Source organism: Ruminococcus sp. AF37-20 (assembly GCF_003460465.1).
GTDB classification, from domain to species: Bacteria; Bacillota; Clostridia; order Oscillospirales; family Ruminococcaceae; genus Hominimerdicola; species Hominimerdicola aceti.
Genome location: NZ_QTVE01000018.1, coordinates 1 through 26,307, shown reverse-complemented (window position 1 = coordinate 26,307; position 26,307 = coordinate 1). Strand labels below are relative to the sequence as shown.

General features: G+C 43.5%; 22 protein-coding genes. 14 read left to right on the top strand and 8 right to left on the bottom strand.

Annotation, left to right across the window (positions count from 1 at the left end; all coding sequences use genetic code 11):
• The first annotated feature begins 162 nt into the window (after window positions 1-162).
• Window positions 163-2,946: a right-handed parallel beta-helix repeat-containing protein gene (locus tag DW015_RS10615; RefSeq protein WP_117905613.1), complete on the top strand. Its 2,784-nt coding sequence runs from the start codon at window positions 163-165 to the stop codon at window positions 2,944-2,946.
• 79 nt (window positions 2,947-3,025) lie between these two features.
• Window positions 3,026-3,274 (top strand): hypothetical protein, encoded by a 249-nt coding sequence (locus tag DW015_RS10610; protein WP_022288495.1) that lies wholly within the window; start codon window positions 3,026-3,028, stop codon window positions 3,272-3,274.
• Window positions 3,275-3,375: 101 nt separating this feature from the next.
• Here DW015_RS10610 and DW015_RS10605 read toward each other — a convergent pair whose 3' ends face one another.
• From DW015_RS10605 to DW015_RS10595, 3 genes are read right to left on the bottom strand one after another with little or no spacing between them, the layout of a single operon-like run.
• Window positions 3,376-5,277 (bottom strand): ABC transporter ATP-binding protein, encoded by a 1,902-nt coding sequence (locus DW015_RS10605; RefSeq protein WP_117905626.1) that lies wholly within the window; start codon window positions 5,275-5,277, stop codon window positions 3,376-3,378.
• Between the two features lie 12 nt (window positions 5,278-5,289).
• The gene (locus DW015_RS10600; protein WP_117905612.1) at window positions 5,290-7,047 is read right to left on the bottom strand and encodes an ABC transporter ATP-binding protein; all 1,758 of its coding nucleotides are present in this window, start codon (window positions 7,045-7,047) and stop codon (window positions 5,290-5,292) included.
• 25 nt (window positions 7,048-7,072) lie between these two features.
• Window positions 7,073-7,504 (bottom strand): MarR family winged helix-turn-helix transcriptional regulator, encoded by a 432-nt coding sequence (locus tag DW015_RS10595; RefSeq protein ID WP_022288492.1) that lies wholly within the window; start codon window positions 7,502-7,504, stop codon window positions 7,073-7,075.
• Window positions 7,505-7,703: 199 nt separating this feature from the next.
• Between DW015_RS10595 and DW015_RS10590 the strand changes: the two genes are divergently transcribed.
• Window positions 7,704-8,576, top strand: coding sequence for a LysR family transcriptional regulator (locus DW015_RS10590; protein WP_117905611.1), 873 nt, complete (start codon window positions 7,704-7,706; stop codon window positions 8,574-8,576).
• A gap of 114 nt (window positions 8,577-8,690) precedes the next feature.
• Here DW015_RS10590 and DW015_RS10585 read toward each other — a convergent pair whose 3' ends face one another.
• Window positions 8,691-9,425 (bottom strand): M15 family metallopeptidase, encoded by a 735-nt coding sequence (locus tag DW015_RS10585; protein WP_117905610.1) that lies wholly within the window; start codon window positions 9,423-9,425, stop codon window positions 8,691-8,693.
• 247 nt (window positions 9,426-9,672) lie between these two features.
• On the opposite strand from DW015_RS10585, the gene DW015_RS10580 reads away from it, so the two are divergent.
• The 8 genes from DW015_RS10580 (at window position 9,673) to DW015_RS10545 (ending at window position 16,024) form a co-directional block, all read left to right on the top strand.
• A complete protein-coding gene (locus tag DW015_RS10580) occupies window positions 9,673-10,395 on the top strand; it encodes a carboxymuconolactone decarboxylase family protein (protein ID WP_117905609.1) in 723 nt (240 codons plus the stop codon).
• Window positions 10,396-10,410: 15 nt separating this feature from the next.
• Window positions 10,411-10,776 carry a MerR family transcriptional regulator gene (locus tag DW015_RS10575; protein WP_117905608.1) on the top strand — a complete coding sequence of 122 codons (366 nt, stop codon included), beginning with the start codon at window positions 10,411-10,413 and terminating at the stop codon, window positions 10,774-10,776.
• Between the two features lie 162 nt (window positions 10,777-10,938).
• On the top strand, window positions 10,939-11,775 hold the full coding sequence (locus DW015_RS10570) for a glycosyltransferase (RefSeq protein WP_117896867.1): 837 nt from the start codon (window positions 10,939-10,941) through the stop codon (window positions 11,773-11,775).
• Window positions 11,775-12,899: a CDP-glycerol glycerophosphotransferase family protein gene (locus DW015_RS10565; protein WP_117905607.1), complete on the top strand. Its 1,125-nt coding sequence runs from the start codon at window positions 11,775-11,777 to the stop codon at window positions 12,897-12,899. The genes DW015_RS10570 and DW015_RS10565 overlap by 1 nt, the downstream gene beginning before the upstream one ends.
• Window positions 12,900-12,904: 5 nt before the next feature.
• A complete protein-coding gene (locus DW015_RS10560) occupies window positions 12,905-13,759 on the top strand; it encodes an ABC transporter permease (RefSeq protein WP_207659376.1) in 855 nt (284 codons plus the stop codon).
• Window positions 13,760-13,786: 27 nt separating this feature from the next.
• A complete protein-coding gene (locus DW015_RS10555) occupies window positions 13,787-14,521 on the top strand; it encodes an ABC transporter ATP-binding protein (protein ID WP_022288484.1) in 735 nt (244 codons plus the stop codon).
• A gap of 177 nt (window positions 14,522-14,698) precedes the next feature.
• The gene (gene prmA / locus DW015_RS10550; RefSeq protein ID WP_022288483.1) at window positions 14,699-15,664 is read left to right on the top strand and encodes a 50S ribosomal protein L11 methyltransferase; all 966 of its coding nucleotides are present in this window, start codon (window positions 14,699-14,701) and stop codon (window positions 15,662-15,664) included.
• Window positions 15,665-15,685: 21 nt separating this feature from the next.
• Window positions 15,686-16,024, top strand: a complete 339-nt coding sequence (locus DW015_RS10545) for a hypothetical protein (RefSeq protein ID WP_022288482.1) — start codon at window positions 15,686-15,688, stop codon at window positions 16,022-16,024.
• An 85-nt stretch (window positions 16,025-16,109) separates the two neighbouring features.
• Here the strand turns inward: DW015_RS10545 and spoIVA are convergent, their stop codons facing one another.
• Window positions 16,110-17,585 carry a stage IV sporulation protein A gene (gene spoIVA, locus DW015_RS10540; RefSeq protein WP_117905605.1) on the bottom strand — a complete coding sequence of 492 codons (1,476 nt, stop codon included), beginning with the start codon at window positions 17,583-17,585 and terminating at the stop codon, window positions 16,110-16,112.
• Between the two features lie 12 nt (window positions 17,586-17,597).
• Complete coding sequence (locus tag DW015_RS10535) at window positions 17,598-19,157, bottom strand: SPOCS domain-containing protein (RefSeq protein WP_117905604.1); 1,560 nt, start codon at window positions 19,155-19,157, stop codon at window positions 17,598-17,600.
• A 226-nt stretch (window positions 19,158-19,383) separates the two neighbouring features.
• Here DW015_RS10535 and DW015_RS10530 point away from each other — a divergent pair, with 226 nt between their 5' ends.
• Both DW015_RS10530 and DW015_RS10525 read left to right on the top strand, forming a co-directional pair.
• Window positions 19,384-20,172, top strand: coding sequence for a ZIP family metal transporter (locus DW015_RS10530; protein WP_022288479.1), 789 nt, complete (start codon window positions 19,384-19,386; stop codon window positions 20,170-20,172).
• A gap of 243 nt (window positions 20,173-20,415) precedes the next feature.
• Complete coding sequence (locus DW015_RS10525) at window positions 20,416-22,989, top strand: right-handed parallel beta-helix repeat-containing protein (protein WP_117905603.1); 2,574 nt, start codon at window positions 20,416-20,418, stop codon at window positions 22,987-22,989.
• Window positions 22,990-23,064: 75 nt separating this feature from the next.
• On the opposite strand, the gene DW015_RS10520 is transcribed toward DW015_RS10525, so the two are convergent.
• The gene (locus DW015_RS10520; RefSeq protein WP_117905602.1) at window positions 23,065-24,282 is read right to left on the bottom strand and encodes a hypothetical protein; all 1,218 of its coding nucleotides are present in this window, start codon (window positions 24,280-24,282) and stop codon (window positions 23,065-23,067) included.
• 151 nt (window positions 24,283-24,433) lie between these two features.
• Between DW015_RS10520 and DW015_RS10515 the strand changes: the two genes are divergently transcribed.
• Entirely contained in the window at window positions 24,434-24,877 is a 444-nt protein-coding gene (locus DW015_RS10515; protein WP_117905601.1) for a hypothetical protein, read from the top strand.
• A 48-nt stretch (window positions 24,878-24,925) separates the two neighbouring features.
• On the opposite strand, the gene DW015_RS10510 is transcribed toward DW015_RS10515, so the two are convergent.
• The gene (locus tag DW015_RS10510; protein ID WP_117905600.1) at window positions 24,926-25,999 is read right to left on the bottom strand and encodes a GGDEF domain-containing protein; all 1,074 of its coding nucleotides are present in this window, start codon (window positions 25,997-25,999) and stop codon (window positions 24,926-24,928) included.
• Window positions 26,000-26,307: the final 308 nt, after the last annotated feature.

Sequence of the window (26,307 nt, the reverse complement as noted above, 5' to 3'; positions counted from 1 at the left end):
GAGCTTTTTTTGTGCCAAAAATACACAGCCAAATTTGTGCAGTGTTCACGAAAAGTTTAGCGTTTGTTGACAGATACTTATAAATGATTTATAATACTATTTGTACGAATAATTGTCAGCGGCAAGAAAAATATAGCCGAACTTTAAGGAGAACACAGCAGAATGAACATTAAAGGCTACAGAATTATCAGTGAAAAAAACGTTTTCAGACGGATAGCGGCACTTTTGACAACGCTCTTGCTCGTTATCACAGTGATCCCCGAGGGCTTCTCTACAGCTATAACATCGGTGGCAGAAGCGGCAGATACGGCTGTGACAGGTGCGTATTTTGATACAGACGGCATGGAAATCGTCACTTATAACGTGGTTAATGACTTCGGTGCAGACAACACAGGAAACGCCATGACCGAAAAGCAGATACAGCAGGCACTTGACGCTGCACAGGAAAATTCAGGGCAGGGCATTTTCACAAAGGTCGTGATACCAAAGGGAACGTATCTTATTTCTTCTGCACTTGTGGTATACAGCGATACTTGGATATACTGTGAAGAGGGCGTTGAGATAAAAAGGTGCATTTCCTATGGACCTATGCTCAGGTGCGATAATAATGGTATCGGCGGCTATGACGGCGTTAAAAATGTTATCGTCGAGGGTGGGCTTTGGAACGGAAACACAGACCAGTGGCCAAATACCGCAGATTTTTCAAATATCAGATTTGCACATTGCAGAAATATTCTTCTGAAAGATATGCACGTCAAAAATAACGAGAACGGTCATCATATGGAGATAGGCGGTGCGGCTGACGTCACCATAGAGGGCTGTACTTTTACAGGATATACAGGCTACAGGAAAAAAGAAGCCATTCAGCTTGATTGCATGAACAACAGCAGAGTTTTTGCCGGCTATGCGCCTTTTGATGATACATCATGCGAAAATGTGGTCATAAAGAATAATCTTTTCTCAGGCATTTGCAGAGGTCTTGGTTCTCATTCCGCCACTCTTGGTATCTATTACACAGATATCCTTATCGAAGACAATGTTTTTGAGAATCTCGACGATATGGCAATGATAATGTACAATTATAAAAATTGTACCATAACAAATAACACTATCACAAACTGCGCAAGCGGTATAGAGTTCAAGGCAATGTCCAGCCTGCCTAACAACAATTTCAATCCCCCTGTGGTGAAGTCTATGGAGGAAGCAGTTGACGGCTTTGATGACGACGCAAACTCTGTTATTTCATCTAACACTATCTCTGTAAGCGGTGATGACGAATATGGCATTACAAGCGGCATACGCCTGACAGGGTATGAGGTCAAGGACAACGGTGTTATCCCTGACTATAACTTCAGAGTGGCAGGAGTAAAGATCGTCGAAAATCGAATCGAGAGCAACGGAACCACTATCGCACTTAATGACGCTGAAAATTGCAGTATCGAATCAAATATTCTCGTTACAAAGCAGGACGGTGTTAATTACAAGGATAAAAATGGTCTTACTCTCAACGAGTGCGACAATATAAAGATAACAGATAACTACATTTCAGGCTCAGCCAGAAACGGTGCTTCCCTTACTGACAGCTCAGGGAATACCCTTGAGAACAATACCATAGAGAACGTTGGAATGAACGGAATAAATATCTACAACGGCTCTGAGAACAATATTGCAAGCTCAAACAGCGTAAATTCAGCGAAAAAGCATGGCATAGCAGTGGCTGCAAATTCTTCAGCTGTGATAAAGTCCAACAGCATTTCAAAGGCGGGGGACACGGGCATTCTTATTTATAACGGCTCAAAGGGCGAGTGTTCAGGCAACAAAGTTAAAAATGCCGTGGGGCATGGTATCGTGTTCAGCAAGAACGCTTCGGGCAAGGCGACCTCAAACACTGTTTCTGGCGCAGGCAAGCATGGCGTGCTTGTTACAGACCACTGCGGCAGTGTGGCTCTAAGCTCAAATAAGATATCAAACAGCAAGCAGAACGGCATTTGCGTGTCAAATTACAGCAGTTCTGTGAGTGTAAATTCAAACAGTATAAGCGGCTCAGGAAAAAGCGGCATAAGCGTAAGCTCTCACAGCAAGGCTTCGCTGAAAGACAACGCTGTGAACGGCTCAAAGTCTGCGGCAGTGTCAAAGAGCGCTGATTCTTCTATCAGCCTGCCGAGAGTATCAGGATTGTCTGTGAATTCTGTGAATAACACGGATATACAGATCAGCTTTTCCGGCAGATCAACTAATAAATGCGGCTATGAGATATACAGGAAAACAGGCGCAAAGGGAAAATATTCTGCCGTGGGGACGACTGCAAAAGGAAAGTTTACAGATGGATCTTTCAAGGCGAACACAGATTATTATTACAAAGTACGCTGTTATGAAACTGTGTCAGGCAAGAGGGTATACGGTGGATATTCCCCTGAGATAAAGGTAAGATCAGCAACGAAAAGATCTGTCGGGAAGGCGTCTGTCAAGGTGTCAGATCAGGTGTGGACAGGTAAGGCGCTGAAGCCTGCTGTCACTGTAAAGGACGGAAATGTCACCCTCAAAAAGGACAGGGACTATACTGTAAGCTACTCCGCAAACAAGGGCATAGGAACTGCTAAGGTGACCGTCACAGGAAAGGGAAGCTACACAGGTAAGATAACAAAGACTTTCAAGATAAACCCACAGGGACAGAGCATTTCTGCCAAGGGTGACAAGAGCGGAAAGAAGATAGCGGTCACTCTTGCAAAGCACAGCTCAAATTCAGGCTATCAAGTGTCATATGCTGACAACAGTGGCTTTAAGAACAGCAAGTCCTTGTGGCTCAGCGGAAACTCAAAGAACAAAGGCACAATAAAAGGTCTTAAAAGCAAAAAGACATATTACGTCAAGGCAAGAGATTATAAGACCATTGGCAAGACCAAAGTGTACGGCAAGTGGTCGGCTGTGAAGAAGGTAAGTATTTAGGGCAAAAAATTTTTCAAGCCGATTGACAAGGCTCTTATAATGTGGTATAATTCAAGATATGACAAGGAAGGTGAATATAATGACCAATGTTGTAAAGGGCGATCAGGTAAAGGATTCATACGGCAAGATCTATGATGTTATCGAAGTTCATGAGCATAATGTTATGGTGCTTGAGCCGGGTAAACCATACTGGGAGCGTATCTGCATGGGACGTTTTGATTTCGACTCATATTTCAGAAGAGCAGATGAGCCTATGACAGATGATATGCCTCGTCCAATGGGCATCGATGAAGAAGATTTCGATGAGGACGAAGAGGAAGAAGAATAAGATTTATTGCGGTTGGCTTTTGTCAGCCGCATTTTTATTGCACAAAAACGCCACGGAGATATTCTCTCCGTGGCGTTTTTCTTTGGGCGGAATAGCCCCTTTTATGCTGTTTCTTCTGCGAAGTTTCCTGTGTAGAGCTGATAATACTTGCCTTTTTTGGCAATAAGCTCGTCATGTGTGCCACGCTCGATTATCCTGCCCTGCTCAAGTACCATTATGCAGTCTGAGTTTCTGACAGTTGAAAGTCTGTGGGCGATAACGAATGTTGTTCTGCCCTGCATGAGAGCGTCCATGCCTGCCTGTACAAGACTCTCTGTTCTTGTGTCGATAGAGGAGGTAGCCTCGTCAAGGATAAGAACAGGAGGATCGCCGACTGCCGCTCTTGCAATGGCTATGAGCTGACGCTGACCCTGTGAAAGGTTCGAGCCGTCGCCTGTGAGAACAGTGTTGTAGCCGTCAGGAAGTCTTTCTATAAAGCCGTTTGCGTTTGCAAGCCTTGCGGCTGCCATACATTCCTCGTCGGTGGCGTCAAGGTTGCCGTAGCGGATGTTTTCCATTACTGTGCCTGTGAAAAGGTGTGTGTCCTGCAAAACTATGCCGAGAGTTTTTCTCAGAGCAGGCTTCTTTATCTTGGTAATGTTTATTCCGTCATAGCGTATCTTGCCGTCCTGAATGTCATAAAAGCGGTTGATAAGATTTGTGATAGTTGTCTTTCCTGCGCCTGTTGAGCCAACAAAAGCTATCTTCTGACCAGGCTTTGCAAAAAGCTTTACGTCATGAAGAACTATCTTGCTGTCATCATAACCGAAGTCAACACCGTCAAATACGACCTCGCCCTCCATTTTCTTGTAGTCAACAGTGCCGTCAGCCTGATGACGGTGTTTCCAAGCCCATATGCCTGTACGCTCTTTGCATTCTTCAAGCTCACCGTTCAGGTTATATTTTGCATTAACGAACTCAACATAGCCCTTGTCTGTTTCAGGCTTCTGGTCGAGAAGGTCAAACACTCTGCCTGCGCCTGCGGTAGCCTGAACAACGAATGCCATTTGCTGGCTTATCTGTGTGATAGGCTGTGTGAAGTTCTTGTTAAGGGATACAAATGTTACGATAGTGCCGAGGGTAAGACCTGCATAGCCGTTTATGGCAAGGATTGCTCCCACAATGGCACAAAGCACATAGCTGAGGTTTCCGATATTTGCGTTTATCGGCATCATGATGTTAGCGTACTTGTTAGCTTCGTTTGCACTGACTCTCAGCTTGTCATTTATCTTTACAAAGTCTTCTATTGCCTTATCTTCGTGACAGAACACTTTTACCACTTTCTGACCGTCAAGCATTTCTTCGATAAAGCCGTCAACTGCGCCAAGGTCACGCTGCTGAGCCGCAAAGTGCGCTCCTGACTTTGAAGCGAGATCGTTGGTCACCTTTACCATTACAAATGCCATTGCAATAGAGAGTATGGTAAGAGGAATGTTGAGGATTATCATGGAAACGAGGGTGGATATAAGTGTTGCAAGAGAGTTTATAAGCTGAGGTATGCTCTGGCTGATAAACTGTCTGAGGGTATCAACGTCATTTGTGTATACTGACATGATGTCGCCATGCGGGTGTGTGTCAAAATACTTGATAGGAAGTGTTTCCATGTTGAGAAACAGATCATCTCTTATGTTTCTCAGCGTACCCTGACCGATGTTTACCATTATCCTGTTGTATGCGTATGAAGCCGCAATGCCCACAACGTATACTACAGCAAGACCGCCGAGAGCTTTTGCAAGTGGTGAAAAATCATGGCTGGAGGTCTTTAGCATCGGTGTGATGTAGTCATCAACAAGTGACTGCATGAACATCATTCCCGCAAGTGTGGTGACAGCCTGAATAAGTATGCACGCCACAACTATTATAAATGAGAATTTATAGTTTTTGAGCATATATTTCATTACTCTGCCGAGGACTTTCATCTGGTCGCCTGACATTTTAGGCTTGCCGCCCATTTCTTTATTCATTGGCTTAGGCATTTAAGCTTCCTCCTTTCCTGCTGACTGAACGTCGAAATCTCCGCCGCCCTTTACCTGAGATTCATATATCTCACGGTATATCTCGTTTGTTTCAACAAGCTTTTCATGTGTGTCAAAGCCGTTTACTCTGCCACCGTCAAGAACTATTATCCTGTCGGCGTCCTGGACGCTTGAAATTCTCTGTGCGATAATGAACTTTGTTGTGCCTGGGATAGACTTTGCGAATGCCGCTCTTATCTTTGCGTCTGTTGCAGTGTCTACTGCGCTTGTGGAGTCGTCAAGGATAAGAACCTTTGGCTTTTTCAGAAGCGCTCTTGCGATACAAAGTCGCTGCTTCTGTCCGCCTGATACGTTCGTACCGCCCTGCTCGATATAAGTTTCATACTTGTCAGGAAAGCGTTCAATGAACTCGTCAGCGCAGGCAGCCTCACAGGCTTCGATACACTCGGCGTCTGTGGCGTTTTCGTTGCCCCAGCGCAGGTTGTCAAGGATAGTGCCTGAGAAAAGCACGTTTTTCTGCAATACTACAGAAACCTGATCTCTCAGATATTCCATATCGTAATCTCTTACGTCTTTGCCGCCAACGCACACAGAACCGTCGTCAACGTCATAAAGACGGCTGATAAGATTTACAAGGCTTGTTTTTCCACAGCCTGTTGAGCCTATGATGCCGATAGTTTCGCCGGACTTGATGTGCAGGTCGATATTGTTAAGCACCATTTTTCCGCTTCCATGCTTGTATGAGAAGCTTACATTGTTGAAGTCAACAGAGCCGTCTCTCATATCCTTTGCTGGGTTCTCACCGTTGTGAAGATCAGGTGTTTCCTTGAGTATCTCTGAGATACGTCTGATACTTGCTGTACTCATTGATATCATAACGAATATCATAGAGAGCATCATAAGGGACATCATAGCGGAGATAACATATGTGAAAACAGATGAAAGCTCACCGGTCTTCATTGCGCCTGCAACAACATTCTTTGCGCCAAGCCAGCTTATGAGCATTATGCAGGAGTAGATAACGAACATCATAACAGGGTTATTCAGTGCGATAAGGCTCTCAGCCTTTACGAACATCTTATAGAGATTGCCTGAGGCTTTCTTGAATTTCTTCTGCTCGAAGTCCTCTCTTACATATGCCTTTACAACTCTGATAGCCGATACGTTTTCCTGTATGCTTGCGTTAAGGTCGTCATACTTTTTGAAAGCCTCTGTGAAAACTTTCATCGTCTTTTTAACGATGATTCCAAGAACTATGCCAAGAAGAACGATAGCTGCAAGGAATATAAGACTCATTGAGCCGCTTACTGCAAAGCACATTGCCATTGAGCAGATGAGCATCAGCGGCGCTCTCACTGCGATACGGATTATCATTTGGTATGCGTTCTGAACGTTTGTAACGTCAGTTGTCATTCTTGTTACAAGACCTGCGGTGCTGAACTTGTCGATGTTTGAGAACGAATAGGTCTGCACCTTGCGGTAGATAGCTTCACGAAGATTGCAGGCAAAGCCTGATGAAGCCGAAGCCGCATATTTTCCTGCAAGAAAGCCCGAAAGCAGGCTGACCATTGCCGCCACTACCATTACGCCACCGAAAATATAAACGTTTGTCATGTTGCCCTTTTCAATGCCGTCGTCGATTATTTTCGCCATTATAAAAGGCAGAAGCATTTCCATAAAGACCTCAAGTGCGGTAAAGACAGGGGTCAGAATGGAGTCCTTCTTGTACTGTTTGATCTGTGCTAGTATTTCTTTCAAGCCAGATCCCTCCTCTCGCTTATTTTTATATTGTATTGTCTATCATTTTTTTCTGGAGCCGTTCCATTTCGTCAAGCTCCTGATCTGTAAAATTACGGAAAGCCATTGTTTCTATCTTTTTAAGACAGTCGCAGATGTCCTGCTGGAGTGTATAGGCTTTCTCGGTTGCTATTATCTTCTTGTGACGCTCGTCATCATCACTGCCCTCATAGGAGAGATATCCTCCTGCACGGAGCTTTTTTATAAGCCCTGATACCGTCGCACGGGAAATATTCAGATCGTGGTGTATCGCCGTTGAGAAAACAGGCTCGCCATTATGTTCCATTATGTACATAAGCACATGGCTCTGAGCGGCGGTTATACCCTTGCCTGCGAGCATGGTGTTTATCTCACATTCTATTTTCAGATGAATGTATTTGGAATACCGCAGAATGTTCTTTTTTCTGTTATCCGCCAAATTGTTCGCCTCCTTACATTTTTGTACCTAACATTTTGCTCTAACTAATAATATCACATTTTTACTTGAAAGTGAAATACAAATATGTTATAATGAATAAAAGAATTTTATAGATTACTATCAAATTTAATTTTTATTAAGAATTGTTTACTAAACGAAACAATTTGCGGAAATAAACAAACATAAAGGGGCGTTTTTTGTGAATACTGTACAATTGGAGTGTTTTTTGGCTGTGGCGCAGTATCTTAACTTTTCCAAGGCGGCGGAATCTGTGAGCATCACTCAGCCTGCGGTGAGCCACCAGATAGGTTCTTTGGAGGACGAGCTAGGGGTGAAGCTTTTCGTGCGAACGAGCAAGAGCGTTTCGCTCACAAGAGAGGGTATAATGTTTATTTCAGACGCAGAGCAGATACTTAAAATAGCAGGCTCAGCAAAATTCAGGCTGTCAGAAAAGCCTGAGGACGAGCCTGTGAGGCTGGATATAGGCTGTCACAATCAGGCGGAACTGAACGTCCTGCCGCCTGCCCTAAGAGAAATGTCCAGACTTTATGATGACCTTTTGCCGTCAATACATATTCTGCCTTTCAAGTCTATAGACAATCAGCTTAAAGATCAGAAAATACAGCTTTTGTTGTCTTTTAAAAGCACGCAGAAACAGCCTTTTGATTACACTGAGCTTTGCCGCTGTCCGCTCATGTGCCTTTGCACAAAGGATCACCCACTTGCGGCGGCTGAAAGCCTTGACATAGAGGACTTTTCAGGAAGACCGCTTTTCATAGAGCGGCACACCTGTCCTGAAGAGGTTTTCTCATTTCAGCACAAACTTCTTGCACAGGGAAATGTGGAAAAGATAACATTCTGCGGCGATTATGAAAGTGCTATCACAATGGCGGAGGCAGGGATAGGCTTTTTTGTCTACCCTATGATAGGGGAAACCTACAGAGGTCCGTTTAAATGTATCCCTATAAATGGCGTGAGGGAAGTGTCCTTCGGGGTGTATTATCTCAAGTCACAGCTTGAAAAGCAGGCAAAGGATATGATAAGGATATTGAAGAAAATATATGCAAAATAAAAGCACTGCATCGTGGAGATACAGTGCTGTGAGTGTTGCAAAGAAAATAATTAGTGGGCGACCTCAGGTCGCCCGCAGTATTACATATCAAACAATGTGTACATAATTTCATTTTTATGACGCTTTCTGCAAGTATTCTTCAAGGCAAAGGTCATTTTCATACATTTCCTTTGCCGCCTTTTCGCCAACATATCTGTAGTGCCATTCTTCCGGGATAATGCCGGTAATATCCTGCTTTTCGGCTGTGTAACGCTCTATAAAGCCATATTTGTAGCTGTTTTTGGCGAGCCAATCCCATACTTCCTGATTTGTAACTCTGCTGTCACCGCTTGCGATATCAACACACAGACCAAGCTCGTGTTCGCTTGTGCCTGGCATCGCCACCCATTCTTCCGCATAGGCTTTCGCCTTTTTGTCGCTGTAGCCTATTTTCTGATAGTGTTCATATTTGCTCTCAAGTATGTCCTGCTGATCCTCTGCGGTGCGGAACGATGATGTGATAGTGGGATATATCCCCTGCGAGCGTGCGTCATCAAACATTTTCTGAAGCTGTGGGTAAATGCGGCAGTCCACTGCCTGACCATTGTCAAGGGCGGTGAGTATCACTGAACAATTCTCGCATATAGGTGTGTCATTGTTCACCAATGTGAGCTGCCAGTCCTGCTGGGCATTATACTCTGCAAGCTGAGATGAAGTCACGCTGTCGTCATAGGTGTATTCCACTGATGCAGGTGTGGTTTGCTTTTTGGGCTTCATATCAGGAATGTAATATCTGTATATAAGCAATGCCACAACCAAAATAATGATTGCAGTGGCGATTACGATATGCTTTTTGTTTTTCTTTGTCATAATGTCCGCTCCTTTGCTTTTGCTGTATAAATGATACCATACTAAAGAAGCTTTCGCACGAGTATTATCTTAACTGTTTCATAAGATTTTCTTAATGTGTCGGACTAGCGTTAAGATATTGTCGGTGATAACAAATTTTGCATGACGATTTGTGCATATCGACGATTTTATAGAAAAGGTCTTGACTTGGAGCTAACTCAAGGTGGTAAAATGTAATCAATAAATAAAACTCTAGGAGGTAATTACCATGGCAGTAAAACAGACAGCAGGCAGAAATAGTCTTGGCGACCTTGCATCTAAATTTGCAGAGCTTAATGATGACGTTCTTTTCGGCGAGGTATGGTCAAGAGAGGACAAGCTCTCACTGAGAGATCGTTGTATCGTTACGGTAACCGCTCTTATGGCAAAGGGCATTACAGACAATTCTATCAAATATCATATCGAGAATGCTAAAAATCACGGAGTAACAAAGACAGAAATGGTGGAGATCATCACTCACGCCGCATTCTATGTTGGCTGGCCTAACGCTTGGGCTGTCTTTCCAATGGTAAGGGAAGTGTATACTGAGGAAAAGAACGGCTGTTCAGACTCGCTTTTTGGTCTTGGCGAGCCAAATGTGAATTTTGCTCAGTATTTTATAGGTAACAGCTATCTTAAACCGCTGAATGTCAAGGGCGTAGGCGTTTTTAATGTTACCTTTGAGCCGAAGTGCAGAAATAACTGGCATATCCACCACAAGGGCGGACAGATACTTCTTTGTACAGACGGCGAGGGCTGGTATCAGGAATGGGGTCAGCCTGCAAGAAAGCTACACCCTGGTGATGTTGTTTACATTGCTCCGGAGATAAAGCATTGGCACGGTGCAACAAAGGACGAGTGGTTCACGCACGTTGCTCTTGAGATACCTGCCGAGGGCGCATCGAACGAGTGGTGCGAGCCCGTTTCAGACGAGCAGTATAATGCACTTTAATAGAGAGGTAAAGCTATGACTATTTCTGAAGTAAGCGAGAAATTCGGACTTACACCCGATACACTGAGATATTATGAGAGGATAGGACTTATCCCGCCTGTGCCGAGAACGAGAAGCGGTCTTAGGGACTATGATGAAAGTTCATGCAATTGGATAGAGTTCATAAAGTGCATGAGAGGCGCAGGTTTGCAAATAGAAGCCCTTATAGAGTATGTTGCTTTGTATCAGCAGGGCGACAGCACTATCGAGGCAAGAAAAAATCTGCTTATCGAGCAGAGAAAAGATCTCCTCCAAAAGCAGGCTGAGATAGCTGCGACTATCGACAGACTCAACTATAAGATAGACAATTACGAAAAGATATGTGCTAAGGTCATAAAGTGACGGATAAGGTCTTGATACAAAGGACGGCAGTAAAAAGCCGTCCTTTTTGTGTTGTTTTAACAGCCTTATCTGCGTTGACAAACAGCGGTTTTAATGGTATAATGGAATAGCTTACAGATTTGTGGGGATAATTTTGACAGAATGAAAAAAGGACGGTGCGCTATGGTAGTGAAAAATGTGGAGTTGCCTGAATACAGCGTGCTTATGTCTGTTTATGCAGGAGAGAAGCCTGAACATCTCAGGGCAAGTATCGAGAGTATGCTGTCACAGACCTATGTGACGAACGATTTTGTGCTTGTGTGCGACGGAAAGCTCACAAAAGAGCTTGACGAGGTCGTAGACTACTATGAGGAGAATTACGAGTGCTTTCATCCCATAAGGCTCAAGGAGAATGTAGGCACAGGAAGATGCGCTAACAGAGGTATAGACGCCTGCAAAAATGAGTATATAGTCAAAATGGACTCTGACGATATCGCTAAGCCTGACCGCTGTGAAAGGTCGCTTTATGCTATGGCAAAGCACCCTGAGATAGATATGCTTGGGGCTTATATAGACGAGTTCGACAGTCAGACGGGCGAAGTGATAGCCACAAAGAAAACGCCACTGACCAATAAAGAGATACACAAATATGCAAGGCGGAGAAATCCGTTCAATAATCAGACCCTTGTTTATAAGAAATCCCGTGCTTTGAGCGTGGGAGGTTACAGCAATATAAAACGCTGTGAGGACTATGAGTTCGTGGTGAAAATGCTTGCGGACGGCGCAAGGGGAATAAATCTTGACAAAACGCTTGTGATGTACAGAGTTACGGCGAACAATTATGAGAGAAGAAGAAACTGGGCAAACACAAAGTCTTTTGTGAATGTCAGGTGGAAGATATTCCGTATGGGATATTCAAATCTGTGGGACTTTATTGTTCCATGCACTTTTCAGTTTTTCATTTTCATAATGCCGAAATCGCTGACAGGCAAGATATATAAGAGGTTTCTTAGGGGATAATGGAGAGCCGCAAACGAATAATAAGACAGCACATAAAATCAGCACTGCAAAAAACGCTTTTGCCGCTGTGCTACAAGCTGTCAAAGAAAAAGGATATAGACAAAAAGCTCGTTATCCTTGCAGACCTTAACAGCGTTTCTACTCCTGAGAGCATGGAGCTTATAAAAGCGGAGCTTCAAAGCCGTGGCTATAAGGTCAGGGAGATGTACTGCGACCTTTCAAGCTGTGGAATGGTCTCGGGGCTTAAATATATGATGAGCTTTATGAAAGCTTACGCAAATGCAAGGGCTGTGTTCATATGCAACTATTTTGTGCCTGTGACTTCCTGCAAAAAGCGTGAGGAAACCACAGTGGTTCAGCTTTGGCATTCCTGCGGAGCACTGAAAAAGTTCGGCTATGACAGCGAGGAGGATATATCTTCCCATTTCAAAGGCTCTGTTACAAGAAATTTTGACCTTATCACTGTGAGCAGTAAAGAGTGCGTAAAGGCTTTTGTGTCTGCGTTCAGGCTGAAAGAAGATATCGTAAAGCCCCTTGGCGTCAGCCGTACGGACGTGTTCTTTGATGAAAGCTACAACGAGCAGTGCAGACGTGAGTTCTTTGAGAGATATCCCGACTATAAGGGCAAGAAGATAGTGCTTTATTCGCCAACGTTCAGAGGTAATGCACTTGATTGTCACTGCGTGGGCGAAGAATATGCCGCAGAGCTTGAAAAAAAACTTGGGGAGGCTTGGAAAGTCATTATAAAAATGCACCCCAGACTTCACAGCGGGCTGACTAACTGCGATATTGCTACAAACAGGCTCATGCCTGTGGCAGACGTGCTTGTGACAGACTATTCGTCGCTTGTGTTCGAGTATGCACTGTATAAAAAGCCGTGGGTGATATTTGCCCCTGATATTGAGAGTTACAGCAAGGGCAGGAGCTTTTATCTTGATTATAAAACAGATATGCCTGCGCCTTTGGTGACGGAGGGAGAGAAGCTTGCACAGGCTGTGCTTGACAGTGAAAAGAGCTTTGACCGTGAGGGCGTGGAGCGTTTCACGGAAAAATATATGTCTGCCTGCGACGGCAGGTCAACGGAAAGAATAATCGACAGCGCTTTGGGAAAAGAGCGTTTTTGACGGAGATGATAAAAATAGAAGGAAAAAAGTTTGATTGGTTCGGGCTTACCCAGATATTGAAGGAGCATAAGGGAAAGCTCAGACAGATAAGAATGTTGTCGGTGAACGAGCTGAAAAAGAAGTATAAGGGTGCGGCGCTTGGCCCATTGTGGGCGCTTATAAAGCCGACCTTTACCCTGTTTATACTGTGGTTTGCCTTTGAAATAGGTTTAAAAAGAAACGGTGGAGTGCATTTCATTAACGGAAAGTACACTCAGTTCGTTTTCATGCTCACCGGCTATGTGCCGTGGTTTTATATTTCAGAATGTATCGTTGGAGGATCAAGGTCAATAAGAAGCAACAAGCAGTTTGTAACAAAGCTGTCCTTCCCTGTTTCAAATATCATGACCTTTACCTCACTTTCGGGACTTTATATCCACATTTTGCTGTGTGCTATAATGTATGTGGTGCTGCTGTGTCTGGGCTTTGGACCGAGTATTTACAATCTTCAGTTTATCTATTATGCGCTGATGATGTATTTTTTCTTCCTTGTGCTTTCGTGGATGACTGCTCCTCTCAGTGCGTTCAGCAAGGATTTTGAAAATCTTATAAACTCTATTATAACAGGACTTTTCTGGCTTTCAGGTATATTCTGGAACACATATGATATCTCACCTTTGTGGCTGAGAAAGCTCATGTATTTCAACCCTATAAACTATTTTGTAAACGGCTATAGAAAGAGCTTTCTTACAGACACGTTTATTTTTGATTCTAACTATACCACCGAAACTATAGTGTTCTATGCGGAGTTTATCTTTATGATATTCCTCGGAGCGCACACCTATAAGAAATTCAGGAAGATACTTCCTGACGTTCTGTAACAAAGGCTGAAAGGAACTGACTTTTAAATGGAAAATCAAGCGACTGAGCCAATTATTGAATTTTTGGACGTAAAAAAAGAATACTTTTTATATAAAAACGAAAAGGCACGTTTTAAGGCTATTTTCACCAAAAACAGGGGAGTAAAGAAGCACCCTGCCCTTAAAGGCGTGAGCTTCAAGATATACCCAGGCGAGTCTGTGGGAATTATCGGAAAGAACGGTGCAGGAAAATCGACCATTCTGAAAATGATAACAGGCGTAAGCTTTCCAAACAGCGGTACTATCACCGTAAGAGGAAAGGTTGCCGCATTGCTTGAGCTTACAGCAGGCTTTTCACTGGATATGACGGGTATGGAAAATATCTATCTAAAGGGCTATCTACTTGGTCTTAATGACGATCAGATAAAGGAGATAGAGCAGGATATAATTGATTTTGCAGATCTTGGAGAGTATATCGACCAGCCTGTAAGAACATATTCAAGCGGAATGAAAATGCGTCTTGGCTTTGCTATCAATATAAATATCAAGCCTGATATCCTCGTTGTTGACGAGGCACTGAGCGTTGGCGACGCAGACTTTCAGAAGAAGTGCCGTGACAAGATAAATGATGTTATCTCCACTGGTGTAACGGTACTGTTCGTTTCCCACTCACGCAAGGCTATCGAGGAAACTTGCACAAGGGCGATATTCCTAAAAGACGGCAAGGTGCAGGTGGACGGCACTGTTGAGGAAGCCTTTGACGCTTACGATAAGAAAAAATGATCATGAAAGCTTTTCGTTTTTTGACGGGAAGCTTTTTCTTTGCACTTAATATGGTTGATATTTGATAAGTATATACAATTATCAATATTTAATTTTGTATAATAAATCATAGTCAAAAAGCTTTACAAAATCGCAAAAATGTGTTATAATGAGATATTATCGAAAGGAATTGATATTATGAATTGGGTTGAAATGGATATATATACTACTACAGAAGGCATCGAAGCAGTAACGGGAAGTCTGCTTGGAATGGGTATAAACGGCTTTGTTATCAAGGACGCAAAGGATTTTCAGGACTTTCTTGATGATAAGGACGGCAACTGGGATTATATAGATGATGACCTTATGGGTCTAAAAAACTGTGAAACCACAGTGACAGTTTATCTCCCTGAGAACGCTCAGGGTCTTGAAAATCTTGAAGCTATGAAGCTGGAGCTTAAAGCGCTCAAAAAGCGTGACGTGAACAATGAGTTCGGCAGACTTGAATATGAGCTTAAAAACGTTAAGGAAGAGGATTGGGCGAATAACTGGAAACAGTATTTCAAACCCCTTTGCGTTGGCGAAAAGCTTCTTATAAAGCCGTCATGGGAAAAGGTCGCTGAGGGTGAAAAGAGAAAGATACTGGAAATAGACCCTGCCTCATCTTTCGGCACAGGTCAGCATAACACAACCCAGCTTTGTCTGGAGCTTGTGGAGAAAAATCTCCATGAGGGCGACAGGATACTTGACCTTGGGTGCGGAAGCGGAATACTTTCTATCGGCGCATTGCTCCTTGGTGCTGAAAGTGCAACAGCGGTGGACGTTGACGAAAATTCTGTTAAGATAGCAAAGGAAAATGCAGAGAAAAACCATATAAGCGCAGAGAAGTATACAGCTTACTGCGGAAATATCATAGACGATAAGGCTCTGGTGGAGCAGATAGGCACAGGCTATGACCTGCTTTGTGCAAATATCGTGGCAGATGTTCTTATAGGCATGAGCGGGATTTTCGGCGGATTTATCAAAGACGGCGGAACGCTCATAGTTTCAGGTATAATCGACCAGAGAAAAGACGAGGTGCTTGACAGGCTTAAAGCAGAGGGCTTTGAGCTTATTGAGATAAGAGAAAAAGAAGACTGGGTGGCTGCGTCATTCAGGAAATAAGAGATGAAAGGACGGATCAAAATGCAGTTATTGTTTTTGGTTATCAAGAGAATCGAGTTAGTAGACGAAATCATGCGTTCGCTGGCACAGGCAGGCATAAGAGGCGGAACGGTCATTGACAGCGTGGGAATGGCGAAATCTATTTCTACAATGGATAATTTGCCTATGATCGGCGTTCTGAGATCTATTCTCAGCGGTGAGGACGCTGCACAGAAGGGCAAGACAATTTTCGTTGCCGTTGCAGACGATCAGGTAGATGTTGCAAGAAAGGCGATAACTGATGTTACAGGCGATCTTTCACAGCCTAACGCAGGTGTGCTTTTCGGTGTGCCGATCAGCTTTGCAGAGGGCGTAAATTAACACTTTATACAAGATAAAAAGCGTTGCACTTTTCTCAGTGTAACGCTTTTTTTGGTGGATCAGTTTATTTTCATTTATGAAACTCTCAGAGAATAAAACAGATAAGTCCCGAACAGCCCTCGTTTATCATGCGCTCGATAGTTTCTTTTATCTTCATGCGTGCGTCCTCAGGAAGCTTTGAAAGCTTTGTGTGCAGACCCTCGCTCACAAGCTCGTGGAGTGACTTGCCGAAAATGTTTGACTCCCATATCTTTTCAGGTGATTCCTCAAAATCGTTGAGCATATAAAGCACAAGCTCCTCAGATTGCTTTTCTGAGCCGACGATAGGTGCGACCTCGGTGTTGATAGTGGTTTTCAGAAGATGGATAGCTGGTGCGGCGGCTTTGAGCCTTACGCCGTATTTTCCACCCTGCTTTATTATCTCAGGCTCATCAAGGGTCAGCTCGTTCATTTCAGGCATAACTATTCCGTAGCCTGTTTTCTCCATTTCATCAAGGGCAGAGCTGAATTTCGAGAAACGTTCTTTTATCTTCACAAGCTCCAGAATTCTCGGCATAAGGTCGTTTTCGTCCTTTATCTCAAGCCCTGTGGCTTCGCCTATTATCCTGAAAAACAGCGCAGGGTCAAGCTCCACCTTTATGACAGCCGAGCCTTTTCCAAGGTCTATCTCAGCCACCGAACCAGATGATACCTGCTCACAGCAGCATATCTTTTCGGCACAGTCTGAAATGTCACGAAGATTTGACACAGCCGAAGCCGCTTCCTTGATGTGTCCGAAAACCGCTTCTTTCAGCCAGTGACCCTTGTCAAGAGAGTTTATCCATGAGGGCATTGAGATGTTTATCTCTTTCACAGGGAAAGAGTAAAGAAGAAGCGTAAGTATCTCTTTTATCTCTTTTTCCGAAAGCTCCAAACAGTTTATAGGCATAACTGTAGTGCCGTATTTGTCGGAAAGCTGTTCGCAAAGGTCTTTTGTCTGCTGAGAGTAAGGCTCAGTGGTGTTCATAAGCACTACAAACGGCTTGCCTATCTGCTTCAGCTCGTCGATTATACGCTCCTCACATTCCTCATATTCTTCACGTGGAAGGTCGGTGATACTACCGTCTGTTGTCACCACAAGTCCTATGGTGGAATGTTCTGTTATGACCTTTTGCGTTCCCACCTCAGCCGCCATGTTGAATGGAACTTCCGTGTCAAACCACGGTGTGACCACCATTCTCGGGGCTTCATTCTCTATGTAGCCTATGGCGCTTGGGATTATGTAGCCCACACAGTCTATCATTCGCACGTTGAAGCTTGCTCCGCCCTCTAGGGTGATGTTCACAGCTTCCTCAGGAATGAACTTAGGCTCGGTGGTCATGATAGTCTTGCCTGCGGAGGACTGGGGCAGCTCGTCAATGGCACGCTCTTTGCGGTAGTCGCTTTCAATGTTCGGTATAACGAACTGCTCCATGAACTGTTTTATAAAGGTGGATTTTCCCGTGCGGACAGGACCTACCACGCCTATATAGATATCGCCTCCCGTCCGTGTGGCAATGTCGGTGTAAATATCGTTTTTCATGTGTCTGTCCTCCTAGTTCATTAATGGGATAAGCAACATTCCCTGTTTTGATATTTTATCGTCGGTAAGCTCGTTTTCTTCAAGTATGGCTGTTATGGAAGTTGAATACTTTTTCGCTATCTCCCAGATGTCGTCGCTCTCATTGCAGTAGCATATTTTCAGAGCGTATTTGTCATTTTTCTCTTTCGGCTTATCTGTGAGTACCCTAAGCTCTGATATCATAGTCCCTGTCTGTTGAATAGTCATTTCGCCGCCTATCTTGATATCGGCTTTAAGCTCCGCTGTTGTTTCGTCTGCAAGATAGTATGTGCAGTTTTCTATGCACAGGTCAGGGGATATGGATATCTCACCATTGACATTCTCAGGAAGGGGTATCTCATGCTCAAAAGGCGAATCGTTTTCAAGATAAAGGGGAGTGCCGTCCTCGTTCCTGCCGATAATACAGAACGTCACGCTTCCTGAAATGATAAAGGCTTTCTTTTCCTCGTCAAGCCTTGATGTCACATTGGAAAGGGTCGCCCAACTGTCGTGAACACAGCGTATCTCGCCATCCTGGCAGGAAAGCTTTGCAGTAACACTGTGGCTGTCAGATAACTTTATGCTTTCGCTGTCAAGCTTGCTTTCACACCTTTCAGCCTCGCACTCAAAGCAGGTGGAGTATGCGTCTGTGACGATCTCACAGGTGGAAAGCTTTTTGGCAACGCAGTTCACAAGAAGCACAAGCTCACATTCAAGTGTGCCGGAATCGTCAGACTTTGGTATGATATCACACCCCGCAGGGGTTATCCTCACGTCTGCGGTGAAAGTATCGTCAATGCCGTCTATGTCGATTATCTGTGAGAACGGCAGAGTAAACCGCATTGTTTCGGCGGTTTCTTCTCCATCGGTAGTTACGCAGGAGTAAAGCATCATTATCTCAGCGTCGCCCTTTGTCACAAGCTTGCCTGCTATCATTTTGTGTTCCTGTGGGATAATGCGGCAATCTGTCCGCAGGATAGTGCCAACAGGGGCTTTTGCCGCAGAAAGCTGCAATTCTTCTATTAGTGTGATACGCTTTGCAGCGGTAAGACGTTTTGCAGGGTATGTAACAGCAACTTTTTTAAGCTGTATGCCGCAGCCGAATGCGTCTGTGACTATAGGCACAGTTACTTCGCCCGTCACATTTGCGTGGATAGTCACAGCACCCCTGATATCAAGTCTGCGCTGATTTACCACACGGCAGTTGACATAATCGCATTTTGGCGTGAGCCATATCATAGGGTCGCCGCAATCCCCTTGCAGGTCGAAAGACTTTGTGTAGTTCATTTTCTGCTCGATGCAGTTTATCCGCTTGTCATTCTGGCTGATGTAAAGCACTCTTATGAGCACTGCCATGTCAAAGCTTAGCTTTCCGCCGTTTATGGAATGGCTCTGTACTGTTGGTGTGATAACGCATTTTAGTACCCTGAAAATATCGGGATAATAGTCTGGCAGCAAAAAATCCTTTTCCACAGCCTGCTCGCAGGAGGCGTCAAGGATAGTCCGTGTCATTGACAGCATCTCTCTGTTAAGCTTAAGATCCATAGTGTTCATCTTGTCTGTTTCCTCCTAAAAATAAACTGATCATACGATCGTAAAGGGCTTGTAATGCCCTGCTGAGAACATTATATTCACTTGGGACGGGTCATATTCTGAAAATCTCAGACAAATTTAATGTATTTTGTCGGCAGAGGCTTTTTCACACAGCGTAAAGGCTTTTCATAGACTAAGATATGTCATTGTATCTGACATAATACTGTCTGAAAGGAAACATAATAGTATGAATGGTCTACTTTGGGCTGCGGCAGGCACGGGCTTTACATTCTCTATGACGACGTTAGGTGCGGCTGTGGTCTTTTTCATGAGAAAAGAGGGGCAGAGCGAAAAGGTGCAGAAAGCCTTTTTAGGCTTTGCCGCAGGCGTTATGATAGCCGCAAGCGTGTGGAGCTTGCTTATCCCTGCCATAAACGAGGCGGAAGCTCTCGGCAGGATAGGCTGGATACCTGCCGCAGGCGGCTTTGCACTAGGCGTGCTGTTTCTTATGGGGCTTGACAAGGCAATGCCTTATTTTTTACCTGAGCCTGAAAGGGAAGAGGGCGTCCGCAGGGGTCTAAAGCGTTCGGGAATGCTTATTTTCGCTATCACACTGCACAATATCCCTGAGGGCATGGCAGTAGGTCTTGCCTTTGCGTTGGCGGCACATAATGACAGCTCGGTACTGCTGGCTTCTGCTATCGCACTTGCCATAGGCATGGGAATACAGAACTTTCCGGAGGGTGCGGCTATCGCACTGCCGTTGAGGCAATCGGGCATGGGCAGGGCGAAAGCATTCGGTCTTGGCACTCTTTCAGGAATTGTTGAGCCTGTTTTCGGACTTCTCACCGTTCTTGCCGCAGGTGCTATCCAACCGCTTCTTCCGTGGCTTCTTGCCTTTGCCGCAGGAGCAATGCTCTATGTGGTGGTGGAGGAGCTTATCCCCGAAGCACATCTGGGGGAAGGTCACATGGGAACAGTTGGCGTAATGCTAGGCTTCTTGCTTATGATGATACTTGATGTGGCACTAGGATAAAAAAGACGCATTTGTTAAAAGCTGCGGAGGAACTTTTCACCGCAGCTTTTTATGGTGATAACGCACAAGTATCATGCGTTGACTTTGTGAGTTATTGCTTTCGTCTTTTTGACGTTTTTCGGTTGACAAACGGGGCATGATTTGGTATAATTGAATATGTGTAAAATATGTTCTGCAAAAAAAGATAAAAGGAACAAAAAGAGAGCAGCGATAACCCCAAGACAACGAAAGGACAGATGAGAATTGACAAAGATCACTCGCACCTTTATTGCCTTTGCAGCGGCGTGTTTACTCGCCATTATGCTTATGACAGTAAGGTGCTTTGCTTATGATTATTCCACTATCACCGGCACAAAAGCCAGTGGAGCGGAAATAAGCGGATATTCGGGAGCGCTTGAAGTGAATGTTGTTGACTTCGGCGCAGACAAAAAGGGAAAGAAAGACTCCTCAAAGGCGATACAGAAAGCCCTTGACTATGCCATTGACAACGGCTCCAACTCTGTGCAGATAAAGGTCGTTGTGCCGAAAGGAAAATACAGGATAGACAGGCTTTTGGAGATATATTCAAACACCTGGCTGTATCTTGAGGACGGAGCGACTATCGTCAGAAATTTTGACAAGGGCTGTATGATAAAGAACGCTCAGGCAAACGGTGCAGGCGGATATGGCAGCGAGAGAAATATCGTTATCGAGGGAGGCTGTTGGGACGGCAACCCTTCGCCTACTTCAAGACCATTTTCTAATATGAGATTTGGTCACATGAAAAACCTTTGGATAAAGAACGTTGAGATAAAAAACAATTACAATGGTCATCATGTAGAGATAGGCGGCGTAAATGGCATCACTATCGAAGACTGCGATTTTCACGGCTATACTGGAACATCTCAGAAAGAGGCTATACAGTTGGATACCATAAGTAACAGTGATGTTTTCCCGGCGTATGAGCCTTTTGATGATACCCCTTGCGACAATGCTGTAATAAAGAACAACAAATTCCATGACCTTATAAGAGGTCTTGGCTCACATTCAGCTTGTCTTGGTGTATATTATACTAATACACTTATATCAGGCAACTCATTTTATAATATGAGCGGAACAGCTATCGTACTTATTAATCATAAAAAATGTATAATTGAAAACAATACGATGAAAAACGTTGGCTGTGCCATAGATTTCAAGTACATGACAGATTACGAAAATGCAAATTTCCATGTGCCTAATTCAGGCTATGCAGGCATAAAGGATCGTCTTGACGATAATGCCAACACCATAATAAGAAACAACGACATAACCGTTGTGGGCACATATTATTATCCCCAGCCGTATGCTATCCAGATATTCGGCAAGAAGCTTGAAAAGTCATACTCTCACCCTGATTACAACTACACTGTAAAAGGCGTGAAGATAATAGACAACACTATAAAAACAGCCGGTTCGGCAGTAAGGCTTACAGACGTTTCGGGAATTTTCATAGGTTCTAACGATATAAGCTATGACTATGACAGATATAATTATTCCATGGATCTTATATGGCTCAGCGAATCGTCACAGGTGACTGTGACCAAAAATAAGCTTACAGGCACAAAGCAGAACAGCGTTTATATAAGCGGTGGTTCAGGCAATGAGGTAAGCTCAAATACCATTAAAAAGCCAGGCGTGTCGGGAGTTTATGTTTCAGGCGGTTCTGATAAAAATACCATATCAGGCAATACTATAACCTCCGCAGGCTCCAACGGCATAAAGATAACCAAAGAAGCTAAGGCAGATGTGAGAAAAAACACGGTTAAGAAGTCTAAAAATCACGGACTTATATTCACTGGCGGAAGCGGTAAGGCTTCTGACAATATCCTTGAAGAAAACGGTCTTAGCGGTCTTATGGCTGACAACAGCGCTTCTGTGGAGTTTTTCAACAACACCTGCAATAAAAATAAAGGCTACGGAATAAAAGCTAATAAAAAATCTCAGGTTAAAATAAGCGGAAACAGCTTTGCTGACAACAGCAAGGGCGATATTTACGTCACAGGCAGTGCGGCAGTGCTTCTGAACGCACCTGATAACGTAAAGTCGCAGGATATCTGCTCTGATAAGCTCACTTTAACATGGGACGAGGTGTCGCAGGCTGACGGCTATTATGTTTACAGAAAGACTGACGCTGAGGACGCAGAGTTTGAGCAGATAGCTACTGTAACAGACGGCACTTCTTTTACAGACTATGGACTTGTTCCAAAAACAAGATATGTTTATAAAGTGAAAGCTTTTCTTAACACTGTTGACAGTATCCAAGAGGGAAGCGACAGTGCGGATATGAGCATAAAAACAAAGCTTACTATTGTGGGCTGTACCACAAATATGCGTGGCTCTATGTCATACACAGGCAAGGAGAGAACACAGATATTTGACGTTTTTGTTGGCGGCGAAACACTTATTCCTGATGTTGATTATAGAACGGTTTACTCTGACAACGTGAACGTTGGAACTGCAAAGGTGACGGTTATAGGCATGGGTCAGTATTGCGACTCGGCTGATTTTCAGTTTGACATAACACTAAAGTCTGACAATGTGATGGTCATAAAGCCGCAGGAGCTTAACAGAAAGTCTATCGTTTCGGGCAAGCCTACAATGAAAGCACAGGGCTATGAGGTAGCAGAAGCGGTCAAGGATAAGCTTGACCACACCTCTCATAGTGAGCCTGCCATAGTGGTGAATTACAATTCACCTTCACAGGTCATTGCAAAGGCGAGAGCAGATATGCTGGATCTTAGAGTGCGCTCATATCGTGAGCTTACAGGGGAAACTATTTACGGCGCTTGGCTGTAAAATATAAAAATTGGCATAATAAAACACGGCTGATATTTTTTTCAGCCGTGTTTTTTGTATGTATTTATTCTTTCCTTACTGTGGTGTCTGCTGAACGTCCTGCATTTGCGGAGCAAAATTTGCAAGGGAATAGAGCCTGTTCATGAAGTCACCGTCAACAAAGAGTTTGTTCACGAGAACTTTTGTGTCAGGGTTCTTGTTCTTAGGATTGATCGTCTGCTGATAAACTGTGAGATAATTCTCATTGCCTGACTTGCTCACATAGCAATCTATCACCATATATGTAGGCAGGAATTGAGTAACAGCCGTCTGATAATCAAAAAGCGTGTAAGGGCTTTGCTCCATTGAAACCTTAAATGACTTTATGTCCTCAGGCACCATGAATTTGTATGCACCCTTGAGGTTTTTGTATTCTGCCCAATCGTCCTCAGACTCGATAAAAGGCTCTTTTGACTTGATTCTCACACCGCCCACAAGGAAAGCCAGCAGAAGGATAAATTCACTGCCCCATACTATCCACAGGATCGTGCCGTTCACAAGCGAGCCGTTATCTCTTGATGAATGTGATGACTTGTAAGACCAGCGACCTTCCTTGTTGATAGACTTAACGTCCTTCCAAAGGTCAGACGGGTGTGCGATTATGTCAAAAAGACCTGTTTTATCATAATCTCTGTAATCATAAGTGTAGTCATATGCGTTCATTGTGTATGACTTTTCAAGGCTTTTCTTGGCTGAGTTTTCGTCCTTGCCGAGAAGCTTGTCAAGCTCGAAAAACTGCCATACAGACTTTTTCTGCATCGTGGCAATGTCCTCGTCTGTGAAATCGCCTGTTGAATCGTTGCTGAAAAGATCATATGCCTTGGTCTGGTGATAAAAGTCATAATAATCACCGAAGCCGTCTGTGTTTTCATCGAAAAGCATATTCAGCTCGTCATAATAATCATAGGCTGTGTATTCACTCATAAGCTCATAGCCATATTTTTTCAGATCGTTGTAATCATACAGCGCCCATTTAAAATATGAGGCAAATAAAAAGCCCACTACTGCACAGGCAACTGCCACAACTGTGTTTCGCATTTTGAATGCTCTGACTATCTTTCCTCCCACAAAGCCAAGTGCGCATGACACCGCTATTGCAGCGATAACATTGAGATAGATGATAGTACACCAGCCCTCAAAAAGCAGATAGAGCCAGAAAAGCAATCCACCGCATACTGCCGTTGCAAGCACCATGAGCAATGCTCCAATTGGGCTGAATTTGCCCGACTCTTTGTAATGTTTGTGTTCTCCCATTTAAAATACCCCCTTATATACTTCAGGCGTAAGCCATAAAAAAATTATATCACAAATTTAAAGATTTTTCAATAGTTTTGCTGAATTTATGCAGGCATAAAGAGAAATTTTTGTGGAAAACTATTTGCAGTTATGAAAGGAGCGAACTTATATGATAGAACAGGATACAATAAAGCTTCTCAGGGAGTGCGACGCAGGAATAAAAATGGGCGTGCAGTCTATTGAGGATTCGCTGAAATACACTTCAAACGGAGAGCTAAAGCGAACGCTGGAGAAAAATCTTGCAGGGCATATTGAGATACAAGAGAAGCTTCAGGGGCTTTTAAATTCATATCATGACAGCGGAAAAGAGCCGCCTGCTATGGCAAAGGGTATGGCATGGCTTAAAACCAACTTCAAGCTTGCGGCAGAGAGCAGTGATGACGCTGTGGCAGATTTTATAACAGACGGCTGTAATATGGGCGTGAAGTCCCTGTCCGGATATCTCAACAATTATAAGGCGGCAGACGAGAAGTCCAAGAACATTGCCAAGGAGCTTATATGTCTTGAGGAACGCCTTTCTGTAGACATGAGAGGATATCTCTCTGCAAAATAGGCATGAAAATGGCAGCCGTGGAGTTTTTTCTACACGGCTGCCTTGATTTTATTTAGATACAACGCAGTTTTTGCCCTGATTTTTGCCCTTGTATAGCAGCTTATCCACTTTTGAGATACCCTCGTCATAGTTTTCGTTCGGAGTTACTGAGTAAACTCCAAAAGTCATGGATATATTGAAACTTCGAGAATTTTCCTTAAATGTACACTCATGTATTTTCTGGCAAATGCTCTTTGCTATCTTCTCACAGCTTTCAGTGTCTGTATTTGGCACAACGAATAGTATTTCCTCACCGCCCCAACGGCACACATAGCCCTCGCTAGGCACGTTTCCAGCTATAACATCTGATACCGCTCTAAGTACCTTGTCACCGACTTCGTGACCATATGTATCATTAACGTGCTTGAAATCATCAATATCGCCCAAACACATAGAATATACGCTGTTTGTCCTGCGGCTGTTGCTTTCTATCTTTTTGATAAAATCCATCATGGCACGGCGGTTGAAAAGCTGAGTGAGTGGGTCGATAGTGGCGAGCTTTTGAAGCTTTTCGTTCTGTGCTTTTGCTTCACGCTTGTTATGCTCATTTGTGAAAATGTATATGGAAGATACATAGATAATTATAATAAAGCTGCATAGAGTATTGTAAATGTATAAGATATTCTCTCTGCCGGTATCAAAGCTGTAAGGTGCAACCCTGTTTGTGACTATGATACGCATGACTATGAACACAACAACATCAAAGGACGAAAGTATATATGGTATCGCTTTTCTGTTTGGTGCAAGGAAAAACGGAATAGGTATTATACACAGCATTATCTGCGTAAATCCTGCTGACCAACCTATGTGATATGCACCCATGCAGGCGTGTACTATTATCTCGCTCAGCACAAGATAAGTAAATGATATTTTGCCTATCTTCTTAAAACGAAGCAGGAAATACATCGCTGCATAGAATGCTACGCTGAAATAGTTGTAGTATACCATTTGGTATACTCCGAACCGATAAAACAGCACAAGATATATTATATGACCTAACAGCAGTATGATATCACCATAGCGATATATCTCATCTGCAGTGAACATTCCCGCAAAGAGGTTTATTTCTTTTTTTATTTTCATACATTTGTTTCTTTCTTTGATATTTGGTTTGATGTTATAAACAAAATCACTTTACTTTAACAGATATATTATATACTATTTTAAATGTTTTTGCAAGACTAAATTTGTACAAATTATCATGATGAATTTTGTAGGTGCTAGCCTAAAAAGTGCGAAAAATGGCACTTTTTTGTTGCTTTTCATAGAGCACATAAATCATATTATATTGATATGAACAATATGAAAAAATATAGTGAAAAAACTATTGCCGACAAGCCATGGTGTTAGTTTGTCAATGATATTGGACACGATAGTTATTGAAGAATTCG

Coding starts and splice junctions, on each gene's coding strand:
- DW015_RS10520 (WP_117905602.1), bottom strand. CDS start 24,282: ATGGGAGAACACAAACATTACAAAGAGTCGGGCAAATTCAGCCCAATT.
- DW015_RS10575 (WP_117905608.1), top strand. CDS start 10,411: ATGACTATTTCTGAAGTAAGCGAGAAATTCGGACTTACACCCGATACA.
- DW015_RS10585 (WP_117905610.1), bottom strand. CDS start 9,425: ATGACAAAGAAAAACAAAAAGCATATCGTAATCGCCACTGCAATCATT.
- DW015_RS10510 (WP_117905600.1), bottom strand. CDS start 25,999: ATGAAAATAAAAAAAGAAATAAACCTCTTTGCGGGAATGTTCACTGCA.
- DW015_RS10570 (WP_117896867.1), top strand. CDS start 10,939: ATGGTAGTGAAAAATGTGGAGTTGCCTGAATACAGCGTGCTTATGTCT.
- DW015_RS10560 (WP_207659376.1), top strand. CDS start 12,905: ATGATAAAAATAGAAGGAAAAAAGTTTGATTGGTTCGGGCTTACCCAG.
- DW015_RS10545 (WP_022288482.1), top strand. CDS start 15,686: ATGCAGTTATTGTTTTTGGTTATCAAGAGAATCGAGTTAGTAGACGAA.
- DW015_RS10615 (WP_117905613.1), top strand. CDS start 163: ATGAACATTAAAGGCTACAGAATTATCAGTGAAAAAAACGTTTTCAGA.
- DW015_RS10515 (WP_117905601.1), top strand. CDS start 24,434: ATGATAGAACAGGATACAATAAAGCTTCTCAGGGAGTGCGACGCAGGA.
- DW015_RS10530 (WP_022288479.1), top strand. CDS start 19,384: ATGAATGGTCTACTTTGGGCTGCGGCAGGCACGGGCTTTACATTCTCT.
- DW015_RS10565 (WP_117905607.1), top strand. CDS start 11,775: ATGGAGAGCCGCAAACGAATAATAAGACAGCACATAAAATCAGCACTG.
- prmA (WP_022288483.1), top strand. CDS start 14,699: ATGAATTGGGTTGAAATGGATATATATACTACTACAGAAGGCATCGAA.
- DW015_RS10610 (WP_022288495.1), top strand. CDS start 3,026: ATGACCAATGTTGTAAAGGGCGATCAGGTAAAGGATTCATACGGCAAG.
- DW015_RS10580 (WP_117905609.1), top strand. CDS start 9,673: ATGGCAGTAAAACAGACAGCAGGCAGAAATAGTCTTGGCGACCTTGCA.
- spoIVA (WP_117905605.1), bottom strand. CDS start 17,585: ATGAAAAACGATATTTACACCGACATTGCCACACGGACGGGAGGCGAT.
- DW015_RS10555 (WP_022288484.1), top strand. CDS start 13,787: ATGGAAAATCAAGCGACTGAGCCAATTATTGAATTTTTGGACGTAAAA.
- DW015_RS10605 (WP_117905626.1), bottom strand. CDS start 5,277: ATGAATAAAGAAATGGGCGGCAAGCCTAAAATGTCAGGCGACCAGATG.
- DW015_RS10535 (WP_117905604.1), bottom strand. CDS start 19,157: ATGAACACTATGGATCTTAAGCTTAACAGAGAGATGCTGTCAATGACA.